Raw genomic sequence first — 23,623 nt, forward strand, 5'->3', positions numbered from 1 at the left:
AAAAGAAGGCTTGGAGCAATCCAAGCCTCTTTTTTTATTTATTCCACAAGATAAAGAGTTTGCTGGCTTTCACCGCCAGGTCCTCCTCTCATGCCTTGATGACTGCTGTTTGTGCCGCTGGAGGAACTGCTGTACTCGTCAGATGATATTTCTTTTCCGGTTTTCTTAATCCAGGAAACAAGATCGCTGTTGCCTGAGTTATTTTCTGACAGAAGGAAGTATTTCACTTTTCCTTCTTTGACCAGTTTTTTCAGTTCGGAAACAGTCAGAATAGGATCTGTGCCGTTAAATCCGCCCATTGCCATAACAGATTCATTTTCATTAATGATGTATGGCGCAGCTGTTACGGTTGTCAAAGTAGCGAATAAATACTCTTCACCGGTATTATGCTTTCTCAGATAGGACAGGAGTGCGGTGTCGACCTCTGAGGAGAACATGCTCCCGCCGTTTGCTGAACTTTTGAGCTGCGGACCCGATTCCGGAAGGACGCTGTTGCCTCCGTATAGAAGCGGTGTTGCTGACCAGTAGACCGGTGCGAGCAGCAGAACGCATAGGCTGATGATGGTCAGCTGCTTGCTGAACGGATGGCTGCGTTTAAGCATCAGAAGCGCAAGAGTGACGCCAAATCCTAATAGTCCCAGTACATACATCCATACACTGCCGATTTGGCTTGTATAAGCGCTCAGAATATAAACCTGAAACGCGGCTGTGATCAGAACGGCTGCGGGCAGCAGGCAGCTGGCCCAGTCTTTATTGTTTTTGTATAAACGGTACATCGTATACCAGCCAATGCCGGAAAGTGCGGCAATCGGCGGTGCCAGCATGATCAAATAATACTGGTGGAAGAATCCTGCGACGCTGAAGAAACCAGCCACAGGAACGAGCCAAGCTGTCCAGAAGATCGTTTCTTTCATTTCAGCTGCTTGTCCGCGGCGATCACGGTACCAGCTGACGATTCCGCCCAGCAATCCGATCAATGCGAATGGAAGCATCCAACTGATTTGGCCGGAAAGCGCCGATTGGAAGAGACGAAGCGGTCCTGCATCGCCGGTGCCGAACATAGTCATGCTTGTTCCGCCGCCACCGCCAGGTCCTCCGTTTCCAGGTCCGTTACCTCTTGTTGGAGGTGTGCCACCGCCTCCATTGGAAGCGCCGGTCTGTCCGCTGGGCGGCTGAGGTGCCTGTGAGTTGTTCTGGAATGATTGGTTATCGTTTTGATTGCTGACACTTCCGTCAGTTTTGCTGGTTCCGTCCTGAGAGGAAAATGATCCGCTTCCGTTTGGCGTTTGCATGGTGTTATGATTCTGCGTGTTACCGCCGGCGGCAATTGTATCACCCTTTGCAAGGCCAGTGGTTTGTCCTAACAGACGCTCTGTGCCGTTGTAACCGAAGGCCAGTTCTAACACTGAGTTGGTCTGGCTGCTTCCGACATACGGGCGGCTGGTAGATGAGGCTGAATCGACCACAACTGCCCATGAGAGCGAAAGGCTTGTCAGAAGGATGAGAGACAGAATCAGAGAGCCGATTTTTTTCTTCAGAGAAACCCGAGATGCAATCAGGTAGAATAACACAAATGCAGGCAATACCATAAACGCTTGCATCATTTTCATATTAAAGGCGAGTCCAATCAGGGCAAATGCCGTCAACAGCCAAAGCAGTTTGCCTTGCTTTACTGCCCGAAGCAGGCAAGCTGAACCGAGCAATAAGGTAAAGACAAGCATGCTGTCAATGTTGTTTGTTCGGCTGACGGCTGCTGCAATAGGCGTCAGTGCCATGACAAGTGCGGCAATGCGGGCCGCTCCAATTCCAAAGGCCGGTTTGATCATTCTGTAGATAAGGTATACAGATCCAACTCCGGCGAGAGCCTGAGGCATGATTACACTCCACGTGTGAACGCCGAAAACCAGTGCGAAAATCGTTTGAACCCATAAAACAACAGGCGGTTTATCCACTGTTACAAATCCGGAAGGGTCAAAAGACGCATAGAAGAAATTGTGGAAGCTTAGCGTCATGCTTTTCACAGCCGCCAAATAGTATTGGTTCGCTGTGTCATCCTGCCAAATGTTATACGTATTTAGAAAAGCCGCTGCAAGCAAAATGAGAATAAGGATAAAGTCGAATCGTTTGTTTTTCATCGTTTTTCACCTCTTTATGGTGTCTAATTGTAAAAAACAAATATGAAAAACTTATGAATAAACCATAACTATTCAAAGAATTTCATGGAAAAAAGCGGAGAGATCTTCCCCGCTTTTTAGGCTGAATTTCTTTGTTTCTCTGGCTGAAGAATGTATTGATCCCGACCGGCTCCCAGCCCGGCTGCTCCCATTGTGATCAGGGCGGCAATGAGAAGGACAAGCGGCATTGTCCATGAATGCGTCTGGTCAAAGAGATAGCCGACAAAGATTGGCCCGATGGCTGCAAGCAGGTAGCCGAACGACTGAGACATGCCTGACAGCGCGGCGGCCTGCTGGGCATTTTCACTGCGGAGACCAATCAAAGTGAGCGCCAGACTAATGCTGGAGCCTTGTCCGATACCGATGATGATCATCCAGACGGCAAGCAGGATATGGCTGCCGCCCGCCAGCAATCCGCATAGCCCGATGAGATAAACGGCAGTCAGCCCCGCAACAATGCCGCGCTGGTGTTTCAAGCGATCTGCGAAAACAGGTGTCAGAAACGTGGAAGGCAGACTCGCAAATTGCATGAGTGACACCATCCATCCGGCTGTTGACGTATCAATCCCGTGTGAACGGAGAATTTCGGGAAACCATGCGATGCTGCTGTAAAATAAAAAGGATTGCAGTCCCATAAAAATGGTGACATGCCATGCCATTTTGGAAGCCCAAATGGAACTGGTTTGTAGCTTTACCGCCTTGTTTGCCGTATCCCGGTGGCGCAGCTGAGGAATCCAGATTAGCAATGCAAGGAAAGCTAAACCGCCCCATAAGAGAAAGGCCTGTTTCCATCCGCCCTCCATTTGTGCTGCCAGAGGTACACTGACACCTGACGCTAAAGCGGCGAATATACACATTGAGGTGGTATATAAGCTGATCATGATTCCTGATTTTTCAGGGTATTTATGCTTAATTAAGCTTGGGAGCAGAACGTTTCCGATGGCAATGCCGATGCCGATTAATGCCGTTCCGGCAAATAAGGCCGAGATCAAGCCGGCAGAACGAAGCAAAATCCCGATCAATAATATCAGAAGGCCGAGCCATAAGGTCCGTTCATTTCCAAGCCGCTGTCCAAACTTAGGCGCAAGCGGAGAAAGAACCGCAAACGAAAGCAGCGGCAGCGCTGTTAAAAATCCGGCTGTCCCATTCGACATATGAAGATCTGCCCTGATTGAGCTGATGACCGGACCAACTGAAGTGATCGCTGGTCTCAAGTTAAAGGCGATAAAGATAATGCCGATGATCAGCCAAAAAGATTGGATGTTTTTGTGTTTTGGCAAAGCAGTTACTCCTTCTTTCTAACATATACTAAATATAATTCCATAAGATATCAGCAAGTATGCGAACGAATGCTACGATTGTTCTTCTTCTTTCTGCAATTCGGCCAATTTGGCAAGCAGGATATGCTGAGGCATATGCATGATCTGTTCAAGCGGCAGATTCAAGGACTCTGCAAGCTTTTGTGCAGTTTCAGCAGAAATTTGCAAAGGTCTCACAAAAGATTCCTCCTCTCTTCTGTCCATTGTACAAGAATCAGATGGGAAACGTAAGAAGATGTCACAAAGGAGTAGAGCAATCCGAAAATGCCCGTTATAAAAGAGGTAAGGAGGGTTCCTATGTACACGCAGTTGCCATTATTAAAACAAATGCTGAATGAACGACAAAAAGACACTGAGAAAGCTGTCACCTTTGAAGAATATTTAGCAGTGAGGCTAAAGCTTCAAGAACTGATGGGGAAATGTGCTTCGTTCGAGGAGTGGGATCTATATCAAAAAGCGGCGGATCTGATGATGCACACAGGTTTCCAATGGATGAAATAAGGCGATACCGCTAAAAACCCCCCGCTGCCGCGAAGGGTTTCATTCATTAATATGAGTATTCCTCTTCTACATTTTTAAACTTGTCATAAATCACAAGCTTTGCCGGACTGTTTTCTTTTGCCACCTGTTTGGCCTTTTCAATTGCGGCGTCTTTAGATGTATACAAAGCTGTCGGCGCCACATTCTCCACCTTAATAAACCAGCCATCCGCATCGACATTGGGTGTAACGGCATATTCTTTCATCATCTTTCATTCCTCCCTCACGTTTTATTTCGTCTTTCCCGACCTGTTACTGTCCGAAACGATCCAATCGGCTACCTGAAAAAAACAGGAAACAGACAATTTTTCTATTTTTTTTCTGTAGAAATGGTAGAATGGAGTTTGGAGATTTTTTAATGAGAGGACGGTGCTTAGCATGACAGACCTTCTAAATGATCGGCTTCCTCCGCAAAATATAGAAGCCGAACAAGCCGTGTTAGGCGCTATTTTTTTACAGCCGTCTGCTTTAACACTGGCTTCAGAAGTATTGATTCCAGATGATTTCTATAGAATGTCCCACCAAAAAATCTATAATGCGATGCTGGTGCTCGGTGACAGAGGTGAACCGGTTGATCTAGTGACGGTTACGTCAGAGCTTGCGAACACAGAACTGCTGGAAGAAGTGGGTGGCATTTCGTATCTGACAGATATCGCAAACTCAGTGCCGACAGCGGCTAACATAGAATATTATGCGAAAATCGTTGAGGAAAAATCGATTCTTCGCCGATTAATCAGAACTGCGACAACCATCGCTCAAGACGGATATACCCGTGAGGATGAGGTCGAGGATTTACTCAGTGAAGCGGAAAAAACGATTATGGAAGTGGCGCAGCGCAAAAACACGAGTGCCTTCCAAAACATTAAGGACGTCCTTGTCCAGACCTATGACAATATCGAACAGCTTCACAATCGTAAAGGCGATATAACCGGAATTCCGACAGGATTTACGGAGCTTGACCGGATGACTGCCGGGTTCCAGCGCAACGATTTGATCATTGTCGCCGCCCGTCCGTCAGTGGGGAAAACGGCCTTTGCCCTGAACATCGCACAAAACGTGGCGACCAAAACCGACGAGAGCGTAGCGATTTTCAGTCTTGAGATGGGTGCAGAGCAGCTCGTTATGCGTATGCTTTGTGCCGAAGGAAACATCAATGCCCAAAATCTTCGTACCGGCAACCTGACGGAAGAGGATTGGGGCAAACTGACAATGGCGATGGGAAGCCTGTCGAACAGCGGGATTTACATTGACGATACACCGGGTATCCGCGTGAGTGAAATCCGCGCCAAATGCCGCCGCTTGAAGCAGGAAAGCGGACTAGGCATGATTTTGATAGACTATCTGCAATTGATTCAGGGAAGCGGACGTTCAAAGGATAACCGTCAGCAGGAAGTATCAGAAATATCCCGTGAACTGAAGTCGATCGCCAGGGAGCTGCAAGTCCCTGTTATCGCGCTTTCTCAGCTTTCCCGGGGCGTTGAGCAGCGTCAGGATAAACGTCCGATGATGTCTGATATCCGGGAATCTGGAAGTATCGAGCAGGACGCGGATATTGTCGCGTTCCTTTATCGTGACGACTACTATGACAAAGAATCTGAGAATAAAAATATTATCGAAATCATTATTGCCAAACAGCGTAACGGCCCGGTAGGAACCGTGTCTCTTGCGTTCGTAAAAGAATACAATAAATTCGTCAACCTGGAACGGCGTTTTGATGACGCAGGTGTTCCGCCCGGTGCATAAACCCCAAGAGCTGATCTTGGGGTTTTTTTCATTCGAAAGATGGAAGAAAAACCGGACGCACAGCGGATGTGAATTTGAAAGCGGTTTAATAAAATAGGGCGTAAAGGAGATGGTAACATGGGATACTGTTTTTCATCTTTTCACGCAGCGCAAATCCGGATTGCGCGGCCTACAGGCCAGCTTGATGAGATCATTCGTTTTTACGAAGAGGGACTGGACTTGAAACGAATTGGCGGATTTTCGCAGCATAACGGGTATGGAGGTGTCATGTTCGGCCTTCCTCATGCCGATTATCATTTGGAAATCACCCAGTATGAGGATGGGGAAAGCACTGCTCCAGTTTCACATCCCGACAGCCTCCTCGTTTTTTATGTGCCGAATGTGAATGAACTGGCATCGGTCACTTCAAGGCTAAAACACATGGGCTATCAAGAGGTCGAATCAGAGAACCCGTACTGGAGTCATGGAGGCGTGACGATAGAGGATCCAGACGGCTGGCGAGTCGTTTTTATGAATACCAAAGGGATTTCAGGCAAGTGATACTTTTTCATGCTAAAGGACAAAAGTTTCACAAGCTTTTTATGACGAAGCCGTTAGAAAACGCTTCTAAAAAGAATGGAAGCGAACGAATATAGTTTTATATTAATTTAATGTTCGGATTTAAGATTGACTTTCTGTTTCTTCACTGATAAACTTGATTTGTTTGAATAGAATCGTTTTAAAGGTTAACGGAGGTGCACGGACATGTCTTCAGTAGTTGTAGTAGGTACGCAATGGGGCGATGAAGGAAAAGGTAAAATTACAGATTTCCTCTCAGAAAATGCAGAAGTGATCGCCCGTTATCAAGGCGGAAATAACGCAGGGCACACAATCAAGTTTGACGGAGTCACATACAAGCTTCACTTAATCCCGTCTGGAATTTTCTATAAGGATAAAACGTGTGTGATCGGAAACGGAATGGTTGTAGATCCGAAAGCATTAGTCACAGAGCTTGCGTATCTTCATGAGCGCAACGTCAGTACAGACAACCTGAGAATCAGCAACAGAGCTCACGTCATTCTGCCGTATCACTTGAAATTGGATGAAGTGGAAGAAGAGCGAAAAGGGGCTAACAAGATCGGCACAACGAAAAAAGGAATCGGCCCTGCTTATATGGATAAAGCAGCCCGCATCGGAATTCGCATCGCGGATCTGTTAGACCGTGACGCGTTTGCGGAGAAGCTTGAACGCAATCTTGAAGAAAAAAACCGCCTGCTCGAGAAAATGTACGAGACAGAAGGGTTTAAAATTGAGGATATCTTAGACGAATATTATGAGTACGGCCAGCAGATTAAAAAATATGTCTGCGATACATCTGTTGTCTTAAATGATGCGCTTGATGATGGGCGCCGCGTGTTATTTGAAGGCGCGCAAGGGGTAATGCTCGATATCGACCAAGGAACATACCCATTTGTTACGTCATCTAACCCGGTTGCCGGCGGTGTCACGATCGGATCTGGCGTCGGCCCGACCAAAATTCAGCACGTTGTCGGTGTATCAAAAGCATATACGACTCGTGTCGGCGACGGTCCTTTCCCGACTGAGCTGAAAGATGAAATCGGCGATCAAATCCGTGAAGTCGGACGGGAGTATGGAACAACAACAGGCCGTCCGCGCCGTGTCGGCTGGTTTGACAGCGTCGTTGTCCGCCACGCCCGCCGTGTGAGCGGAATTACAGATCTTTCTCTGAACTCAATCGACGTTTTAACAGGAATTGAAACGCTGAAAATCTGTGTGGCGTACCGCTACAAAGGCGAAATCATTGAAGAATTCCCGGCAAGCCTTAAAGCACTTGCTGATTGTGAGCCGGTATATGAAGAAATGCCGGGATGGACTGAGGATATCACAGGTGCGAAAAGCTTGAGCGAGCTTCCGGAAAACGCGCGTCACTATCTTGAGCGTGTGTCTCAGCTGACAGGCATTCCGCTTTCTATTTTCTCTGTCGGCCCAGACCGTTCACAGACAAATGTCCTTCGCAGCGTGTACCGTGCGAACTAAATAGATTATGCTTCAGGCCCCTGAATCCAGGGGCTTGTTTTTTGTTTGAAAGCCGCATCTAAGTTGGTCTAAGAAAAAAATATGAAAAAAACCAAAAAAGTTATTGCCACTTCTATTTGTTCGTGATATTATAAATCTCGTTGTTACGGAAACTGCTTCAATAGAGTACTAGATAAGAACTTGGTCAAAGTTGTTTGCTCTATGGAAACTCCGACATCTTAAGAGCCATTAGCTCAGTTGGTAGAGCATCTGACTTTTAATCAGAGGGTCGAAGGTTCGAGTCCTTCATGGCTCACCATTTCGTGAAGGCCCGTTGGTCAAGCGGTTAAGACACCGCCCTTTCACGGCGGTAACACGGGTTCGAATCCCGTACGGGTCATTGATTTACTTTAGCGTTATTGCTAAATTCCTTATTTGTCTGCGAGGGCTGACACGACAGCTCTCCAGGCAATTACTGTAAGGTCCGGTAGTTCAGTTGGTTAGAATGCCTGCCTGTCACGCAGGAGGTCGCGGGTTCGAGTCCCGTCCGGACCGCCATTTTACTTTACTTAGTAGAGAAAAATAAAACATTTGGCTCGGTAGCTCAGTTGGTAGAGCAACGGACTGAAAATCCGTGTGTCGGCGGTTCGATTCCGTCCCGAGCCACTTACCAAACGCATCTGCAATTGTAGGTGCGTTTTTTCTTTTAGGAAAAGGCGAACATGAGAAGTGTTATAATAGAAGAAAAAGGGAGAACCGGCCCTGCGGCCGGCTCAAAGAAGAAGACGTCATCGATAAAGACGCACTCCGATGTCGGGAGGTTTCAGTTAAGTTATCTTTTTTATAAAAATTTGACTAGCATGACAAAAGAGAAACAATTGGCGGATAAAGGTGAAACATGTGTTTTTTTCTAAACCTTTATTTTTTTTATCTTTTGACCTTTAACCGTTATAATAGACAAGGACCCAATGTTTACACGGGCCATAAGTGATGAAACGAATGTTATTTAGATGAAAAGAAGTTATTCGGCAGGAGGAAATCAAAATGATGGATAAGAAGATCCTTGTAGTAGATGATGAAAAACCGATTGCAGATATATTGGAATTTAACTTAAGAAAAGAAGGCTATGAAGTGCACTGTGCCCACGACGGAAATGAAGCGGTTGAAATGGTAGAAGAGCTTCAGCCTGATTTAATTCTTTTAGATATTATGCTTCCTAATAAAGACGGCGTTGAAGTGTGCCGTGAAGTCAGAAAGAAATACGATATGCCGATCATTATGCTGACGGCTAAGGATTCAGAAATTGACAAGGTCATCGGGCTTGAAATCGGTGCTGATGACTATGTCACAAAACCATTTAGCACACGTGAGCTTCTGGCTCGTGTGAAAGCGAACTTGCGCCGCCAGCTGACAACAGCGCCTGCGGAGGAAGAGTCGTCCTCTAACGAAATTCATATCGGCTCTCTTGTCATCTTCCCTGACGCGTACGTCGTATCAAAACGAGATGAAACAATCGAATTGACTCATCGTGAGTTCGAATTGCTTCATTATTTAGCAAAACATATCGGACAAGTGATGACCCGTGAACATTTGCTTCAAACCGTTTGGGGTTATGATTACTTTGGTGACGTCAGAACGGTTGACGTAACAGTCCGCCGGCTTCGTGAAAAAATTGAGGATAACCCAAGCCATCCAAATTGGATTGTCACACGCCGCGGCGTAGGTTATTACTTGAGAAATCCAGAACAGGACTAATGCCCTTATGAATAAGGTTGGTTTTTTTCGGTCGATCCAATTTAAGATTACCTTGATATATGTGCTTTTGATCATCATTGCCATGCAAATCATTGGGGTGTATTTTGTCAATCAGGTCGAGAAATCACTGATGAGCTCTTATGAACAATCACTGAATCAGCGAATCGACAACCTTTCTTACTATATCGAACAAGAATATAAAAGCGATAACGACAGCACCGTTATTAAGGATGACGTCAGCCGTATATTGAATGATTTCACGAAAAGTGATGAGGTCCGGGAAATTAGTTTTGTAGATAAAAGCTATGAAGTGGTCGGTTCTTCAAAGCCGTATGGTGAGGAAGTGGCAGGGAAACAAACGACCGATCTGATATTTAAAAGGATTTTTTCTACTAAACAATCGTATTTAAGAAAGTACTATGACCCGAAAAGCAAAATCAGAGTTCTCATTTCCGCAAAGCCTGTCATGACTGAAAACCAAGAGGTTGTCGGCGCGATCTATGTTGTCGCGAGTATGGAAGATGTCTTTAATCAAATGAAGACTATCAACACGATACTGGCGTCCGGCACTGGTTTGGCGCTCGTTTTGACCGCCCTTCTCGGTATTTTTCTGGCACGAACCATCACCCATCCGCTTTCAGATATGAGAAAGCAGGCCATGGAGCTCGCGAAAGGGAATTTCTCGAGGAAGGTTAAAAAGTATGGGCATGATGAAATCGGGCAGCTCGCCACCACGTTTAATCACTTAACGAAAGAGCTTGAAGATGCCCAGGCGATGACAGAAGGAGAGCGCAGAAAGCTTGCCTCTGTTATTGCTTATATGACAGACGGCGTTATCGCTACAAACCGAAACGGAGCGATTATTCTTTTAAACAGCCCGGCGCTGGAGCTGTTGAACGTTTCACGTGAAACAGCTTTAGAAATGCCGATTACGAGTTTGTTGGGGATTCAAGAGAATTATACGTTTGAAGATTTAGTGGAGCAGCAGGATTCTTTGCTGCTTGAAATTGAGCGAGATGATCAACTAACAGTGCTTCGCGTGAATTTCTCTGTGATTCAAAGGGAACATGGCAAAATTGATGGCTTAATTGCTGTTCTTTACGATGTAACCGAGCAAGAGAAAATGGATCAGGAACGCAGAGAATTCGTGGCGAATGTATCACACGAGCTGCGGACGCCGCTTACGACAATGCGCAGTTATTTAGAAGCGTTAGCTGAAGGTGCGTGGGAAAATAAAGACATTGCCCCGCGTTTCTTAATGGTGACGCAAAATGAAACAGAGCGCATGATCCGGCTTGTCAATGATTTGCTTCAGCTTTCGAAATTCGACAGCAAGGATTATCAATTTAACCGGGAATGGATTCAAATTGTCCGGTTTATGTCTCTGATTATTGACCGTTTTGAAATGACAAAAGAACAGCATGTGGAATTTATTCGTAATCTGCCGGACAGAAATCTGTACGTTGAGATTGACCAGGATAAAATTACACAAGTGCTTGATAATATTATTTCCAACGCTTTAAAATACTCACCGGAAGGCGGACATGTGACGTTCTCAATTGACGTAAACGAAGAGGAAGAGCTTCTCTATATCAGCGTCAAGGATGAAGGGATCGGTATTCCGAAAAAAGATGTCGAAAAAGTCTTTGACCGCTTCTACAGGGTGGATAAAGCAAGAACGAGAAAGCTCGGCGGCACCGGTCTGGGACTGGCGATTGCCAGAGAAATGGTTCAGGCGCATGGCGGGGATATTTGGGCGGACAGCATAGAAGGAAAAGGCACGACGATTACATTTACTCTTCCATATAAAGAGGAACAAGAGGATGATTGGGATGAAGCGTGAAAATATAAAAACGATATTACTTACGATACTCGTCGTCATCAGCCTTGTGTTTACGTGGGGGATATGGACGTTCCAGCCAAACTTTTCCGGAGGCTCATCATCAACAGCGTCTACTGTGCGTGAGAAGCATAAAATCGAAAAAAACACCCAAAAGCTGTCTGAAACGGTAAGGCCGAGGGACATGTTTATCCATGATGGCGGCGCTCATTATAAAGTGAATGATGATTCACTTTATAATGAAGTCTGGTCTGACTTGCCGCATTGGGATGTAAAAGGGATCAAAGATATTTCTGATCAGTATGACAAGACTTCATTTAAGAGCTGGTTTTACGGGATAAGCGGTTATGATGCGAAGCTTGACTTGCAATTCAACGACACGATTCCTATTGATATCTTCCAAACGCTGTTTAAATGGTCTAACCAGTCATTTGAGTACAGTTCATTTGACCACATTTTGATTCCGATTAATGAAACAAAAGCGAACAAGAAAATCTATTTGGTGTCTTTCAGCAAGCAGCTGATTCTGGAAGTGACTGTTGAATCGGCTAACTACCGGAACATGATGAATGACTTGAAAAACAGTCAATCAAACATGCCGGCATTCAGTCTGTTTTCTATCGGTTCAAAGAAAGAGTTTCTGCTGTCGAACAAAACGCTTACGATGGACAAAAAAGAATTTGTCACAGAATCGATTAAAACAAACACCTTTAAGCAGGCCTTGTTCAGCGATCCAAGTATTGTAAGGGAAGATTCGAATTACAACAACAGAAATGTGCTGACAGATGGAATCAGCCGTTTAGATGTGAATCTAAGCCAGCGCCAGGTACAATTCCAACAGCGCAATTTGGTGCAGAGCACTTCCTATCAAACAGGTGAATTAATTAAAAAGAGCCAAAAATACCTTGAGGATACGGGCAGCTGGACAGATCACTATCAATTTTTCAATATCAATGACAGCCAGCAGTTAAGCTTCTATATCTTTATGGACCAGATGCCGGTCATTAACAGTACCGCCAAACCATTCGGAGCGACATCCGCGATTACGGTGCAATGGGCCAACGATGAAATTCTCAGCTATAAGCGGCCGAATTACAGTCTCGGAACGAATCCGATTAAAACGACAGAGACTGAGCTGATGAGCGGGAGCGAAGTGAAGATGCTGCTTTCTAAACAAACGGCATATAATACGGATAAAATTGATCAGATCTTCCTTGCGTATCAATTGGTATCAACATCATCCAATAATGACCCTCTTGTTGAACTGGAACCGGTTTGGGGGATGAAAATAAACGGGAAAATTGTGCCGATCACGAAGGACTTATTAACGAAGGAGGGGGCAAACAGTGGAGTGGAATAAGACAAAATCAATCTTCATCGTTGCCTTCCTCATTTTAGATATTTTTTTAGGCTATCAGTTTTTTCAAAAATGGCAGTCTACCAGCAAAGATTATGAAGTCATTAAAAATGATGTCGAGCATGACATGAAGGCCGATCATATTACGTATGAAGGGCTGAATAAGGAAGCAACAGAAGGCTACAGAATCACAGCGAATCAAAAGGCCTTCACCAAGGACGAAATTGAGGCGCTCAAGGATCAAAAGCCGTTGATGGACATGCCTAGTGATGATCGTAAAGTAACGACCCTGAAAATGAAATTTACGAATCCGATCGCCCTGTCAAAGAAGAAGATTGAGGACGATGCTCAGGCGTTTGTTTCTTCGAAAATCCAAGATGGTGAAAAATATGAGCTTTGGAAGGTTGATAAATCGCAAAAAGAAATTATTTTCTTCCAAACATATGAGGGCCATTATATTTATCAGCAGACCGACACTTCTTCTAATATGATCGGGCAAGTGATTTTGCGTTTAAACGATAAAAACGAGGTTGTGTCATACGACCAGACGACGCTTGAGACCTTTAAGCAAATTCAGAAGGAAAGCCTAATCACTGAAATGGATGCGGTTGAGTTATTGTACTATCAAAATCAATTAAAAGAGAACAGTACGATAAAAAGTGTCAAATTCGGCTACGTCGCGCAATATCCGCTGACAAGTACACAGGTGCTGGCGCCGGTATGGAGAATTACAGTCGAGTACGATAAAAAAGTGAACGGTGAGAAAAAGACAGTGCAAGAGTATTTTACAGTGAATGCTTTGGAGAGTACGATTTTAGATACAGATCAATGAAAATAATGGAGTGAGACACATGAGCTTGCAATTTAGCGTACTTGCGAGCGGGAGTACGGGAAATGCGTTTTACCTTGAAACTGAGGATCACGCATTTTTGGTAGACGCCGGTTTGAGCGGGAAAGCCATGGATGGATTGATGGCGCAAATCGGGCGTAAGCTGGATGATGTAGACGGCATTTTTGTGACGCATGAACATAGTGACCATATTAAGGGCCTTGGCGTGGTCGCCAGAAAGTACAAGCTTCCGATCTATGCGAATGAGAAGACATGGAAAGCGATGGAGAACCAAATTGGCAAAATTGATACCGATCAAAAATTTGTGTTTCCGATGGAGACGGTGAAGTCGTTCGGCGGACTTGATGTGGAATCGTTTGGCGTCTCACACGACGCGGCGGAGCCCATGTTTTATGTGTTCCATTATAACGGCCGAAAGCTTGCTTTAATGACAGATACGGGGTACGTCAGCGACCGGATGAAAGGGATCATCCGCTCAGCGAATATGTTTGTGTTTGAAAGCAATCACGATGTCGGCATGCTGCAAATGGGGAGATATCCATGGAGCATTAAGCGGCGGATTTTAAGTGACGTCGGGCACGTTTCAAATGAAGATGCTGCCTTAGCGATGACCGATGTCATTGGCGACGAGACGTCTCGTATTTATTTGGCGCATTTGAGCCAGGACAACAACATGAAGGATCTGGCGAGAATGTCTGTACAGCAGACATTGGCTTCTAAAGGGTTTGTGACGGGGGAAACATTTGATTTGTTTGATACCGACCCGAAGAAGGCCACACCGCTCTGCGCTGTATAATTTTTCTATGTAAATCATGACTATTATAGGAGTTTCTAACCCACAATATAACCATATTAACGTTCTTGGAAAGGATGGAATATGGTGGATTACGATCGTGAGGAAGAACATACTGCTCCTGAACAGCCAAAGAGAAGCAAAAAAGGATATTTCCTTTCTAGTCTGATTGGCGTGATTGTCGGTGCCGTATTAATGGCGTTTATCATGCCGTACCTTTCAAATGAAGGGATAGATACGGGCGTCTTAGAAGAGCAGCAGAACAACAATAACCGGGAATCAATCAGAACGGTGAATGTCAGTGTCAACAACGCAGTCACCAAGATTGTCAGCAATGTGTCGCCCGCCGTTGTCGGTGTTGTGAACATTCAAAAATCAGATATTTGGGGAGAGAGCGGTGAGGCTGGGAGCGGCTCTGGCGTCATCTATAAGAAAAATGACAACTCCGCTTATGTCGTGACCAACCATCATGTCATCGAGGGCGCTTCCCAAATTGAAATCAGCCTGAAAGACGGCTCGCGTGTATCGGCTGAACTGATCGGCAGCGACCAGCTGATGGACCTTGCTGTTTTACGAGTAAAAAGCGATAAAATTAAAGCAGTCGCTGATTTCGGTAATTCAGATAAAGTGAAATCAGGGGAGCCGGTTATTGCGATCGGGAACCCGTTAGGCCTTGAATTTGCAGGCTCTGTCACACAGGGCGTCATCTCGGGAACGGAGAGAGCCATCCCAGTGGATTCGAACGGTGATGGGCAGCCTGACTGGAACGCAGAAGTCCTGCAAACAGATGCGGCCATTAACCCTGGGAACAGCGGCGGCGCTTTGTTAAATATGGACGGAAAAGTCATTGGCATCAATTCAATGAAAATTGCCGAGTCGGCGGTTGAAGGAATTGGCCTGTCGATTCCGTCTAAGCTTGTGATCCCGGTGATAGAGGATTTGGAGAAATACGGCGAGGTTAAACGTCCGTTCCTTGGCATTGAGATGAAATCGCTAAGCGACATCGCCAGCTATCATTGGGACGAAACTTTGAAGCTTCCTAAGGATGTCACCAATGGAGCGGTTGTGATGGGGGTAGATGCCTTCTCACCTGCCGGAAAAGCAGGGCTTAAGGAACTGGATGTCATCACAGAATTTGACGGTCACAAAGTAAATGACATTGTTGATCTGCGGAAACGGCTTTATCAGAAAAAAGTCGGTGACCGGGTGAAAGTGAAGTTTTACCGCGCCGGAAAAGAAAAATCCGTTGACATTCAGCTCTCCTCCGCAGACCAATTAGGAAGTTAACAGAAACAGTCTGGCACCGTGCCAGACTGTTTTTTTATGCAAAAAAACTGAACGAGGGTCACGCCCGTTCAGTTGAAAAAGGATCTATCGAATATGAAGAAACATACAAGATGGGTGTTACACGTGAAACAGCAGGCAAGGACTGACCAGCATTGACTTAATGGTTTGTTCCGTATGGTTGCTGGTGATGAATTTTATGATGTATACATAGATTTCTTTTTCTTCCCTCGATACAGAAGATTTTATTGTGCCTTTTGCATGTGTTCAGCGCGATGTTTTTTGTGATTGCGGTTTGCTGTCAACATGATGTTTGAAGGCTTTTCCGCTGTTGCAGTTGGGTGTGAGCTTTGCCGTTTAACGACATACACGTCTGGCTTCCTGCGCCGGAATAGGACTGTTACTCGGCAGGCGGGTGGGAAAATTTCTTCAGCCGGTATTGAAGGCTTTGTCTGCTGATGCCAAGCTCCTGAGCAGCTTGTGAGATGTTATGGCCGTGCTTTCTTAACACATTTTCAATCACATATTTTTCGAAGCTCTCCATTTTTTCTTTTAAGTCCGCGGCCGGCTGGTGTCTTGCTGTTTCCGGTTCTGAGATGTTGGCTGGCTTGATTTTCATGCGGTATTGATAGGGCAGATGGGAAGCCGTAATCGTTTGCTCATCCGTCATGAAATTCATTGCGCCTTCGATCATATGCTCAAGCTCACGTATATTTCCCGGCCAGTCGTAGGATAGGAAAAATTGCTTCACATCTTCGCTGATGTGTTCGACATTCATTTGGAACAGGTGGTTGTTTTTCTGAATGAACTCCGATGCGAGAAGCAAAATGTCTTCCTTTCGTTCCCGAAGCGGCGGGATGATCAGTGTCACGACGCTCAGCCTGTAATACAAGTCCTTCCGCATTCGTTCGCCCGCAATCGCGTCAATCGGGTCTTCGTTCATTGTGGCAATTATACGCACGTCAATCGGCGTATCCTTTGTCGAACCGATGCGCCTGATTTTCCGTTCCTGAAGAGCGCGCAGCAGCTTCGCCTGAAGACTCAGATTCAGCGAGTTGATTTCATCTAACAGCAGCGTGCCGCCATGTGCTTGTTCAAACAGTCCGGGCTGGTCGACAGCGCCTGTAAACGCCCCTTTTTTCGTTCCAAACAAAATGCTTTCTACAAGGCTGTCTGGCAGCGCCGCGCAGTTTTGTGAAATAAACGGGCCGCCTGAGCGATCGCTGCCGTTATGAATACTTTGCGCGAATAGCTCTTTTCCCGTGCCGGTTTCGCCTGCGAGAAGGACCGATGATGACGTTCTCGTTGCCCGTTTGGCGTTTTCGACGACATCTTGAATGGCCGGGCTGGTGCCGAGAATGCTGTCAAATGTATATGTTGTGCTGCCTTTTTTGTTCATATTCTCCCTGATCAGCCGTTCAAGCTTTGTCACATCCTTGGCAATTTCGACTGCGCCCCTGATTTTGCCGTCTTGGACGATGGGATATGTATGATTGATCGTCGTGATTTCCTGGCCTTTATTATTGAAGTAGCTCTGCTTCACATTTTTAATCGTTGTGCCTTCCTGAAGGGCCTGTACCAGGGTGCTGTCCTGCTGTTTAGAAAACATAAACACATCCATCAGGTTTTTATTGAGGACGTCATGCTTCTCCATATCTTCAATCTGCATCATTTTGTTGTTATAAACGATCGTGTTTCCATGCTCGTCTACCACGTGCAGGCCAACATCAATCTCATCCAAAATACTCTGAAAAACCAATGTGAGGAATTCGCTGTCCTTGACCACTGTATGAACCTCCCTCAATTATTTTCTTAATATTGCTTCTATTTTATAAAAGAATGGAGAGGATATGCAAAAGAATTTTGCACTTGCTGAAATTTTTGCTTGAAATATCAGAATGTTTTTGCACCTTATCCTCGAAAATTGTAGAAAACACACGAAATCTTGATTTGGCACAGAACTTGCATTTATAAAAAGGGAAAGCAGGATAACATGTTGAAACAGAAAACAAGGGGGAATTCAAATATGCCAGCTTTATCTAAATCCAAAGAAATTATTGATCAGACGTCTCATTATGGAGCCAACAATTACCATCCGCTCCCGATTGTCATTTCTGAAGCGCTGGGTGCTTGGGTAAAGGACCCGGAAGGCAATGAATATATGGATATGCTGAGTGCTTATTCTGCGGTAAACCAGGGGCACAGACACCCGAAAATCATTCAGGCATTGAAGGATCAGGCTGATAAAATTACCCTCACGTCACGCGCGTTTCACAACGATCAGCTGGGGCCATTTTACGAAAAAACAGCTAAGCTGACGGGCAAAGAGATGATTTTGCCGATGAATACAGGAGCTGAAGCGGTTGAATCTGCGGTGAAAGCGGCGAGACGCTGGGCTTATGAAGTAAAAGGCGTGGCAGACAATCAAGCTGAAATTATCGCATGTGTCGGGAACTTCCACGGCCGGACGATGCTGGCGGTATCTCTGTCTTCTGAAGAGGAATATAAAAGAGGATTCGGCCCGATGCTTCCGGGAATCAAGTTAATCCCTTACGGCGATGCGGAAGCGCTTCGTCAGGCCATTACGCCGAATACAGCGGCATTTTTATTCGAACCGATTCAAGGCGAAGCGGGCATTGTCATTCCGCCTGAAGGATTTTCACAGGAAGCGGCGGCGATTTGTAAGGAAGAGAATGTCTTGTTTATTGCCGATGAGATTCAGACGGGTCTTGGACGAACAGGCAAGACGTTTGCGTGTGACTGGGACGGCATTGTTCCCGATATGTATATCTTGGGTAAAGCGCTTGGCGGCGGTGTGTTCCCGATCTCATGCATTGCGGCGGACCGCGAGATCTTAGGCGTGTTTAACCCGGGCTCACACGGCTCGACATTTGGCGGAAACCCGCTTGCATGTGCGGTGTCTATCGCTTCGTTGGAAGTGATGGAGGATGAAAAGCTGGCGGAACGTTCTCTTGAGCTTGGCGAATACTTTAAAAGAGAACTTGAGAGCATTGATAACCCTGTCATTAAAGAAGTCCGCGGCAGAGGGCTGTTTATCGGTGTGGAATTGACGGAAGCCGCGCGTCCTTATTGTGAGCGCTTGAAGAAAGAAGGGCTTTTATGCAAGGAAACGCATGATACAGTTATTCGTTTTGCACCGCCATTAATCATTTCGAAAAAAGATTTGGATTGGGCAATAGAGAAAATTAAGCACGTGCTGCAAAACGCATAAATCCGCACCATGGCGGGATATTCACTTCGTTTGTATAAATTTACAACAGAAAATTAAGCACTCCCTATTTGCTCAGCTACAGTATTTTAGTATAATGTATCTTTATGAGAAGAAGTGAATTTTATATTAAATAGATAAAGGCTCTTTGGACAGCAAACTGGGATATGCACCGTGTAGTCATTCCAGCTTAGATCCAATACAAGTTGCTGAAGGGGTGCAGAATGTGAATACAAACCAAGATAACGGAAATCAGCTCCAGCGGACAATGAAATCACGCCACTTGTTCATGATTTCATTGGGCGGAGTGATCGGAACCGGTTTCTTCCTTGGAACCGGGTTTACCATTAACGAAGCGGGACCGCTCGGCGCGGTTCTGTCCTATTTAGTAGGCGGCTTTATCATGTTTTTGACGATGCTCTGCTTAGGGGAGCTGGCAGTCGCCTTTCCTGTGTCGGGGTCCTTCCAGACCTATGCGACAAAATTTATCAGCCCGGCCTTTGGATTTGCGTTCGGCTGGCTGTACTGGCTCGGCTGGGCGGTTACATGCGCCATTGAATTCTTATCAGCGGGGCAGCTGATGCTCCGCTGGTTTCCGCACGTAGACGTGTGGATCTGGTGTCTGGTATTTGCGGCACTGATGTTTATACTAAATGCAATAACAGCCAAAGCCTTTGCAGAATCGGAATTCTGGTTCTCAGGCATTAAAATTTTGATTATCCTTTTATTTATTATTCTCGGCGGAGCTGCCATGTTTGGCCTGATTGATTTGAAAGGCGGAGAGCAGGCACCGTTTTTGACACATTTTTATGAAGACGGGTTATTCCCGAACGGGATAAAGGCAATATTGATAACGATGATTGCCGTAAACTTCGCATTCCAGGGGACTGAGCTGATCGGGGTTGCAGCCGGAGAAAGTGAAGATCCTGAAAAAACGATTCCGCGGTCTATCAAACAGACAGTATGGAGAACGCTTGTCTTCTTTGTTCTATCCATCATTGTCATTGCCGGCATGATTCCGTGGAAACAGGCTGGAGTTGTGGAAAGTCCGTTTGTTGCGGTATTTGAACAAATCGGAATCCCGTATGCCGCTGATATCATGAACTTTGTTATTTTAATCGCGCTATTATCTGTTGCGAATTCAGGTTTATACGCATCAACACGTATCCTGTACGCGATGGCGAATGAAGGACAGGCCTTCCAAGCGCTGGGCAAAACAAACAAACGAGGTGTGCCGCTGAACGCATTAATCGTAACGATGGCTGTGGCCTGCCTATCGCTCATATCAAAAGTGGCGGCGGCTGAAACCGTGTATATGGTGCTTCTATCTTTGGCGGGCATGAGCGCCCAGGTCGGCTGGATCACGATTACGCTTTCTCAAATTATGTTCAGACGCAAATTTATCCGTGAAGGCGGCAAGAAGGAAGATTTGAAATTCAAAACACCGCTGTATCCGGTGCTTCCGCTGATCGGCCTGACGTTAAATACGGTCGTTCTCATCAGCCTTGCATTTGATCCGGAGCAGCGTATCGCGCTGTATTGCGGCATCCCGTTTATGATCATTTGCTACATCATTTATCATGTCGTCATTAAAAAACGCCAGCAGGCAAATCGTCAGCTAGAGCTTTAAACACATTGTCCGCAAGTCATCTTTGTTATAACCCGCATAGGACATTATCTTATATGTTGAGGTGGAATCACAGATGGATAAAACGATTTCGGTTATTGGAATGCCAATGGATTTAGGACAAGCACGACGCGGAGTGGACATGGGCCCGAGCGCCATCCGGTACGCCCATCTGATTGAGAGGCTGTCAGACATGGGTTATACGGTTGAAGATCTCGGTGACATTCCGATCAACCGCGAAAAGATCAAAAATGACGAAGAACTGAAGAACCTGAATTCCGTTTTGGCGGGAAATGAAAAACTCGCTCAAAAGGTCAACAAAGTCATTGAAGAGAAAAAATTCCCGCTTGTCCTTGGCGGAGACCACAGTATTGCGATCGGCACACTGGCAGGTACAGCGAAGCATTACGATCATCTCGGCGTCATCTGGTATGACGCGCACGGCGACCTGAATACGCTTGAAACATCACCGTCAGGCAATATTCACGGTATGCCGCTTGCCGTCAGCCTCGGCATCGGCCACGAGTCACTGGTTAACCTTGAAGGCTACGCGCCTAAAATCAAACCGGAAAACGTCGTCATCATCGGCGCCCGGTCACTTGATGAAGGGGAGCGCAAGTATATTAGGGAGAGCGGCATGAAGGTGTACACGATGCACGAAATCGACCGTCTTGGCATGACAAAGGTGATCGAAGAAACCCTTGATTATTTATCAGCATGTGACGGCGTCCATCTCAGCCTCGATCTGGACGGACTTGATCCGAACGACGCACCGGGTGTCGGAACCCCTGTTATCGGCGGCATCAGCTACAGGGAGAGCCATTTGGCTATGGAAATGCTGTATGACGCGGGTATCATCACCTCAGCTGAATTCGTGGAGGTCAATCCAATTCTTGACCACGAAAACAAGACTGGACAAACAGCAGTGGAGCTCGTAGAATCTCTGCTCGGTAAGAAGCTGTTGTAATAAGAAAACCCCCGCATCCGCGGGGGGTTCAGCGTGTCGACAAACCCTTGCATTCGTTGTCAGGCCTGCGCGTTGGTGCTCACGAATTACGAAAGGAACGGCGGCTAAATGCTTAGGCGTCCTGCCTAAACACCGCCGTCATCACATCCTGTGAAAGACTGCTCCAATGCTCGCTCTTCCTAGACTTCAAGGGTTTTCAATCACGCTGAAAATATGAAAGAATCCTAAAACTACAAACCGTTTTAGGATTCTTTCGTTAAATTGAACCCCCGCATCCCGCGGGGGTATTTCATTTACCCAATCATTTTCTCAGCGACTTTCATCTCCTGTGAATGAGTTTGGTGGTCCGCAATAAACCATCCTGATAAAATCACCGCTGCGATGCCTGCACCAATCAGATATTTTTTCATTTATATAACCTCCGTTCGTTTGATGAGTTCTTCAATTTGTAATGCTTCATAAAAAAAGTGGGCAGCTTCTTTGTAAAGCTCATGCTCTCTGTACTTTTCACCAGCCAAAATGGAAAGTTCTCTTACACTGTCAAACTCTTTCCAGGACACCAAATCATCCATATGTTGTTTGCATAAGTGAAACGTTTCCGCATGACCTCCTTCTGCATAAATCGCATATAAAATATCTATTTTTGCCTCACATATTCTATTCGGCTCGGCTGTCAATTTTTCCTTCACTTCTTGGTAATAAGATAAAGCTTGTTCTTTCTTTTGAATCTTAAACAGCTCACGTATCAGCAAATAGGCAGAATGATAGTAATAGGCGGAGCGGGCGTATTCTTCGTGTTGTAGGGCCTCTTCTAATTTGGAGACCGCTTCTTCTGATTTGCCGCTTTGCGCATGAAGAAGTCCGAAGTTATGCAAAAGCTGGGCTTCAAAAAAATAATCCTCTAATTCTCTCGTGATCCGAATCGCTTCGTCCAAATATGTTTCAGCTTCTTCAAACTGGCTCATCTCGGTAAAATTGCCTGACATGGTGATCAGCGCCGAGGCCAGTTTCTTTTTATAATCGGTCTCTTCCCTGAACGTTTTGACCGCTTGCCGTGTATGATTGAGGGACACAATATTTTGTCCCAGCTTATAATAGAGCTTACCGACCTTCAGGTGGAATTCGGCTTTCTCAATCGGGTCGGGAACGTTGCCAAGATACTGCTCGGCCTCTTTATACAGCCCAATGGCAATATCGTAATTATTTTTATAGGCTTCGTACATGCCTTCAAACAGAAAAAAGTAATATTTCAGCATGTCTGACGCAGCATTCATATGAGAAGGCTCCTCATGCTGAAAACCCTGTCCTCTCGCCTCGTGAAGCAAAACCTTGTGGCGCAGTTCCAATAAGGAGAAGTAGGCAAGCACCTCCTGATCCTCTTCCATGTCATCCAATAAAGGCTTCACTTCTTCAAACAAACGGGCGGACTCTTCAACTTCATGTTTCTTGATCGCAAGGTACCAGTCATTGAGCATGTTAGCGATTTCTGCGGGTGCAATCTTATTCATTTGAAACTCCTTTCTCTCGTGACTTATCAATCTCAGTTGTTTATTCTGATAGTAACACCTCTTTCTATTTTATGTAAAATCCTATAGTCAATATATGAAGGAGCGATGATATGACAATGATACTGACTCCCATGCAGACAGAACAATTCCGGTCTTATCTCACGTATACGACCAAGCATTATGCGGAAGAAAAGGTAAAGGCGGGAACATGGCAGCCTGAAGACGCACAGCTATTGTCTAGGCAGGTCTTTTCCAATCTGCTTCCGAAAGGGCTGGAAACCCCCCATCATCACTTATGGAGTCTCACGCTGAATGAAAAGAAAATCGTTGGCTGGCTCTGGATACATGCAGAACCGGAGCATGCGCAACAGGAAGCGTTTATTTACGATTTCGGGTTATATGAACCATACCGGGGCAAGGGTTATGCAAAGCAAGCATTGGCGGCATTAGATCAGACAGCACGCAGCATGGGAATCCGGAAGCTGTCCCTCCATGTATTTGCCCATAATCAGACAGCGCGGAAGCTATACGAGCGAACCGGATTTCAAGAAACAGACGTGGTGATGAGCAAGAAGCTTTAAACGTAAAGGGCCTGATAAAGGCCTTTTTTTGCGGACAGCCT

The 23,623-nt window shown here is 45.8% G+C and carries 21 protein-coding genes, 4 tRNA genes and 1 pseudogene; 19 read left to right on the forward strand and 7 right to left on the reverse strand.

Going from position 1 to position 23,623, the window contains the following annotated elements; translation table 11 throughout:
• Positions 1–38 precede the first annotated feature (38 nt).
• The 3 genes from V6D44_RS05575 to V6D44_RS05585 all read right to left on the reverse strand — a co-directional run bounded on the left by V6D44_RS05575 (position 39) and on the right by V6D44_RS05585 (position 3,670).
• The gene (locus tag V6D44_RS05575) at positions 39–2,135 is read right to left on the reverse strand and encodes a glycosyltransferase family 39 protein (protein ID WP_333516317.1); all 2,097 of its coding nucleotides are present in this window, start codon (positions 2,133–2,135) and stop codon (positions 39–41) included.
• 116 nt (positions 2,136–2,251) lie between these two features.
• On the reverse strand, positions 2,252–3,454 hold the full coding sequence (locus V6D44_RS05580; protein WP_202327763.1) for a CynX/NimT family MFS transporter: 1,203 nt from the start codon (positions 3,452–3,454) through the stop codon (positions 2,252–2,254).
• 72 nt (positions 3,455–3,526) lie between these two features.
• The gene (locus V6D44_RS05585; RefSeq protein WP_064815417.1) at positions 3,527–3,670 is read right to left on the reverse strand and encodes a YycC family protein; all 144 of its coding nucleotides are present in this window, start codon (positions 3,668–3,670) and stop codon (positions 3,527–3,529) included.
• Positions 3,671–3,790: 120 nt separating this feature from the next.
• Between V6D44_RS05585 and V6D44_RS05590 the strand changes: the two genes are divergently transcribed.
• Positions 3,791–3,994 carry a hypothetical protein gene (locus tag V6D44_RS05590; protein WP_087993674.1) on the forward strand — a complete coding sequence of 68 codons (204 nt, stop codon included), beginning with the start codon at positions 3,791–3,793 and terminating at the stop codon, positions 3,992–3,994.
• Positions 3,995–4,040: 46 nt separating this feature from the next.
• Here the strand turns inward: V6D44_RS05590 and V6D44_RS05595 are convergent, their stop codons facing one another.
• Complete coding sequence (locus tag V6D44_RS05595; RefSeq protein WP_148963182.1) at positions 4,041–4,241, reverse strand: DUF2188 domain-containing protein; 201 nt, start codon at positions 4,239–4,241, stop codon at positions 4,041–4,043.
• 169 nt (positions 4,242–4,410) lie between these two features.
• Here V6D44_RS05595 and dnaB point away from each other — a divergent pair, with 169 nt between their 5' ends.
• The 14 genes and pseudogenes from dnaB to V6D44_RS05665 all read left to right on the forward strand — a co-directional run bounded on the left by dnaB (position 4,411) and on the right by V6D44_RS05665 (position 15,819).
• Positions 4,411–5,775, forward strand: coding sequence for a replicative DNA helicase (dnaB, locus tag V6D44_RS05600; protein ID WP_039074908.1), 1,365 nt, complete (start codon positions 4,411–4,413; stop codon positions 5,773–5,775).
• Positions 5,776–5,892: 117 nt separating this feature from the next.
• Entirely contained in the window at positions 5,893–6,315 is a 423-nt protein-coding gene (locus V6D44_RS05605) for a VOC family protein (protein WP_333516318.1), read from the forward strand.
• Positions 6,316–6,519: 204 nt separating this feature from the next.
• Positions 6,520–7,812 carry an adenylosuccinate synthase gene (gene purA / locus V6D44_RS05610; protein WP_087993677.1) on the forward strand — a complete coding sequence of 431 codons (1,293 nt, stop codon included), beginning with the start codon at positions 6,520–6,522 and terminating at the stop codon, positions 7,810–7,812.
• 222 nt (positions 7,813–8,034) lie between these two features.
• Positions 8,035–8,110 (forward strand) — tRNA-Lys (locus V6D44_RS05615).
• A gap of 9 nt (positions 8,111–8,119) precedes the next feature.
• Positions 8,120–8,191, forward strand: a tRNA-Glu gene (locus tag V6D44_RS05620).
• Positions 8,192–8,272: 81 nt separating this feature from the next.
• Positions 8,273–8,349 (forward strand) — tRNA-Asp (locus tag V6D44_RS05625).
• A gap of 35 nt (positions 8,350–8,384) precedes the next feature.
• A tRNA-Phe gene (locus V6D44_RS05630) sits at positions 8,385–8,457 on the forward strand.
• A gap of 381 nt (positions 8,458–8,838) precedes the next feature.
• A complete protein-coding gene (walR, locus tag V6D44_RS05635) occupies positions 8,839–9,546 on the forward strand; it encodes a cell wall metabolism DNA-binding response regulator WalR (RefSeq protein WP_032731843.1) in 708 nt (235 codons plus the stop codon).
• Positions 9,547–9,553: 7 nt separating this feature from the next.
• A complete protein-coding gene (walK, locus tag V6D44_RS05640; protein ID WP_087993679.1) occupies positions 9,554–11,389 on the forward strand; it encodes a cell wall metabolism sensor histidine kinase WalK in 1,836 nt (611 codons plus the stop codon).
• Positions 11,379–12,746 carry a two-component system activity regulator YycH gene (yycH, locus tag V6D44_RS05645; protein ID WP_202327765.1) on the forward strand — a complete coding sequence of 456 codons (1,368 nt, stop codon included), beginning with the start codon at positions 11,379–11,381 and terminating at the stop codon, positions 12,744–12,746. The genes walK and yycH overlap by 11 nt, the downstream gene beginning before the upstream one ends.
• Positions 12,733–13,575 (forward strand): two-component system regulatory protein YycI, encoded by an 843-nt coding sequence (locus V6D44_RS05650; protein WP_202327766.1) that lies wholly within the window; start codon positions 12,733–12,735, stop codon positions 13,573–13,575. Before yycH ends, V6D44_RS05650 begins: the two co-directional genes overlap by 14 nt.
• Before the next feature lie 19 nt (positions 13,576–13,594).
• On the forward strand, positions 13,595–14,389 hold the full coding sequence (locus V6D44_RS05655) for an MBL fold metallo-hydrolase (protein WP_087993681.1): 795 nt from the start codon (positions 13,595–13,597) through the stop codon (positions 14,387–14,389).
• A gap of 81 nt (positions 14,390–14,470) precedes the next feature.
• Positions 14,471–15,673, forward strand: a complete 1,203-nt coding sequence (htrC, locus tag V6D44_RS05660) for a serine protease HtrC (RefSeq protein WP_202327767.1) — start codon at positions 14,471–14,473, stop codon at positions 15,671–15,673.
• Between the two features lie 18 nt (positions 15,674–15,691).
• Positions 15,692–15,819: pseudogene (locus tag V6D44_RS05665) on the forward strand (hypothetical protein).
• A gap of 251 nt (positions 15,820–16,070) precedes the next feature.
• Here V6D44_RS05665 and rocR read toward each other — a convergent pair.
• A complete protein-coding gene (gene rocR / locus V6D44_RS05670; RefSeq protein ID WP_202327768.1) occupies positions 16,071–17,456 on the reverse strand; it encodes an arginine utilization regulatory protein RocR in 1,386 nt (461 codons plus the stop codon).
• A gap of 240 nt (positions 17,457–17,696) precedes the next feature.
• On the opposite strand from rocR, the gene rocD reads away from it, so the two are divergent.
• From rocD to rocF, 3 genes are all read left to right on the forward strand, one after another.
• Entirely contained in the window at positions 17,697–18,902 is a 1,206-nt protein-coding gene (gene rocD / locus V6D44_RS05675) for an ornithine aminotransferase (protein WP_333516319.1), read from the forward strand.
• Positions 18,903–19,125: 223 nt separating this feature from the next.
• The gene (locus tag V6D44_RS05680) at positions 19,126–20,529 is read left to right on the forward strand and encodes an amino acid permease (RefSeq protein WP_253268732.1); all 1,404 of its coding nucleotides are present in this window, start codon (positions 19,126–19,128) and stop codon (positions 20,527–20,529) included.
• 73 nt (positions 20,530–20,602) lie between these two features.
• On the forward strand, positions 20,603–21,493 hold the full coding sequence (rocF, locus tag V6D44_RS05685; protein ID WP_087993685.1) for an arginase: 891 nt from the start codon (positions 20,603–20,605) through the stop codon (positions 21,491–21,493).
• Positions 21,494–21,786: 293 nt separating this feature from the next.
• Here the strand turns inward: rocF and V6D44_RS05690 are convergent, their stop codons facing one another.
• Together V6D44_RS05690 and rapG are read right to left on the reverse strand one after the other, a co-directional pair.
• Positions 21,787–21,903 (reverse strand): Phr family secreted Rap phosphatase inhibitor, encoded by a 117-nt coding sequence (locus tag V6D44_RS05690; RefSeq protein ID WP_087993686.1) that lies wholly within the window; start codon positions 21,901–21,903, stop codon positions 21,787–21,789.
• Positions 21,904–23,001, reverse strand: a complete 1,098-nt coding sequence (rapG, locus tag V6D44_RS05695) for a response regulator aspartate phosphatase RapG (protein WP_087993687.1) — start codon at positions 22,999–23,001, stop codon at positions 21,904–21,906.
• A gap of 110 nt (positions 23,002–23,111) precedes the next feature.
• Here rapG and V6D44_RS05700 point away from each other — a divergent pair, with 110 nt between their 5' ends.
• Complete coding sequence (locus tag V6D44_RS05700; RefSeq protein ID WP_202327771.1) at positions 23,112–23,582, forward strand: GNAT family N-acetyltransferase; 471 nt, start codon at positions 23,112–23,114, stop codon at positions 23,580–23,582.
• Positions 23,583–23,623: the final 41 nt, after the last annotated feature.

It is taken from the genome of Bacillus sp. 0209A (assembly GCF_036765095.1).
In the GTDB taxonomy this organism is placed as follows: Bacteria; Bacillota; Bacilli; order Bacillales; family Bacillaceae; genus Bacillus; species Bacillus subtilis_G.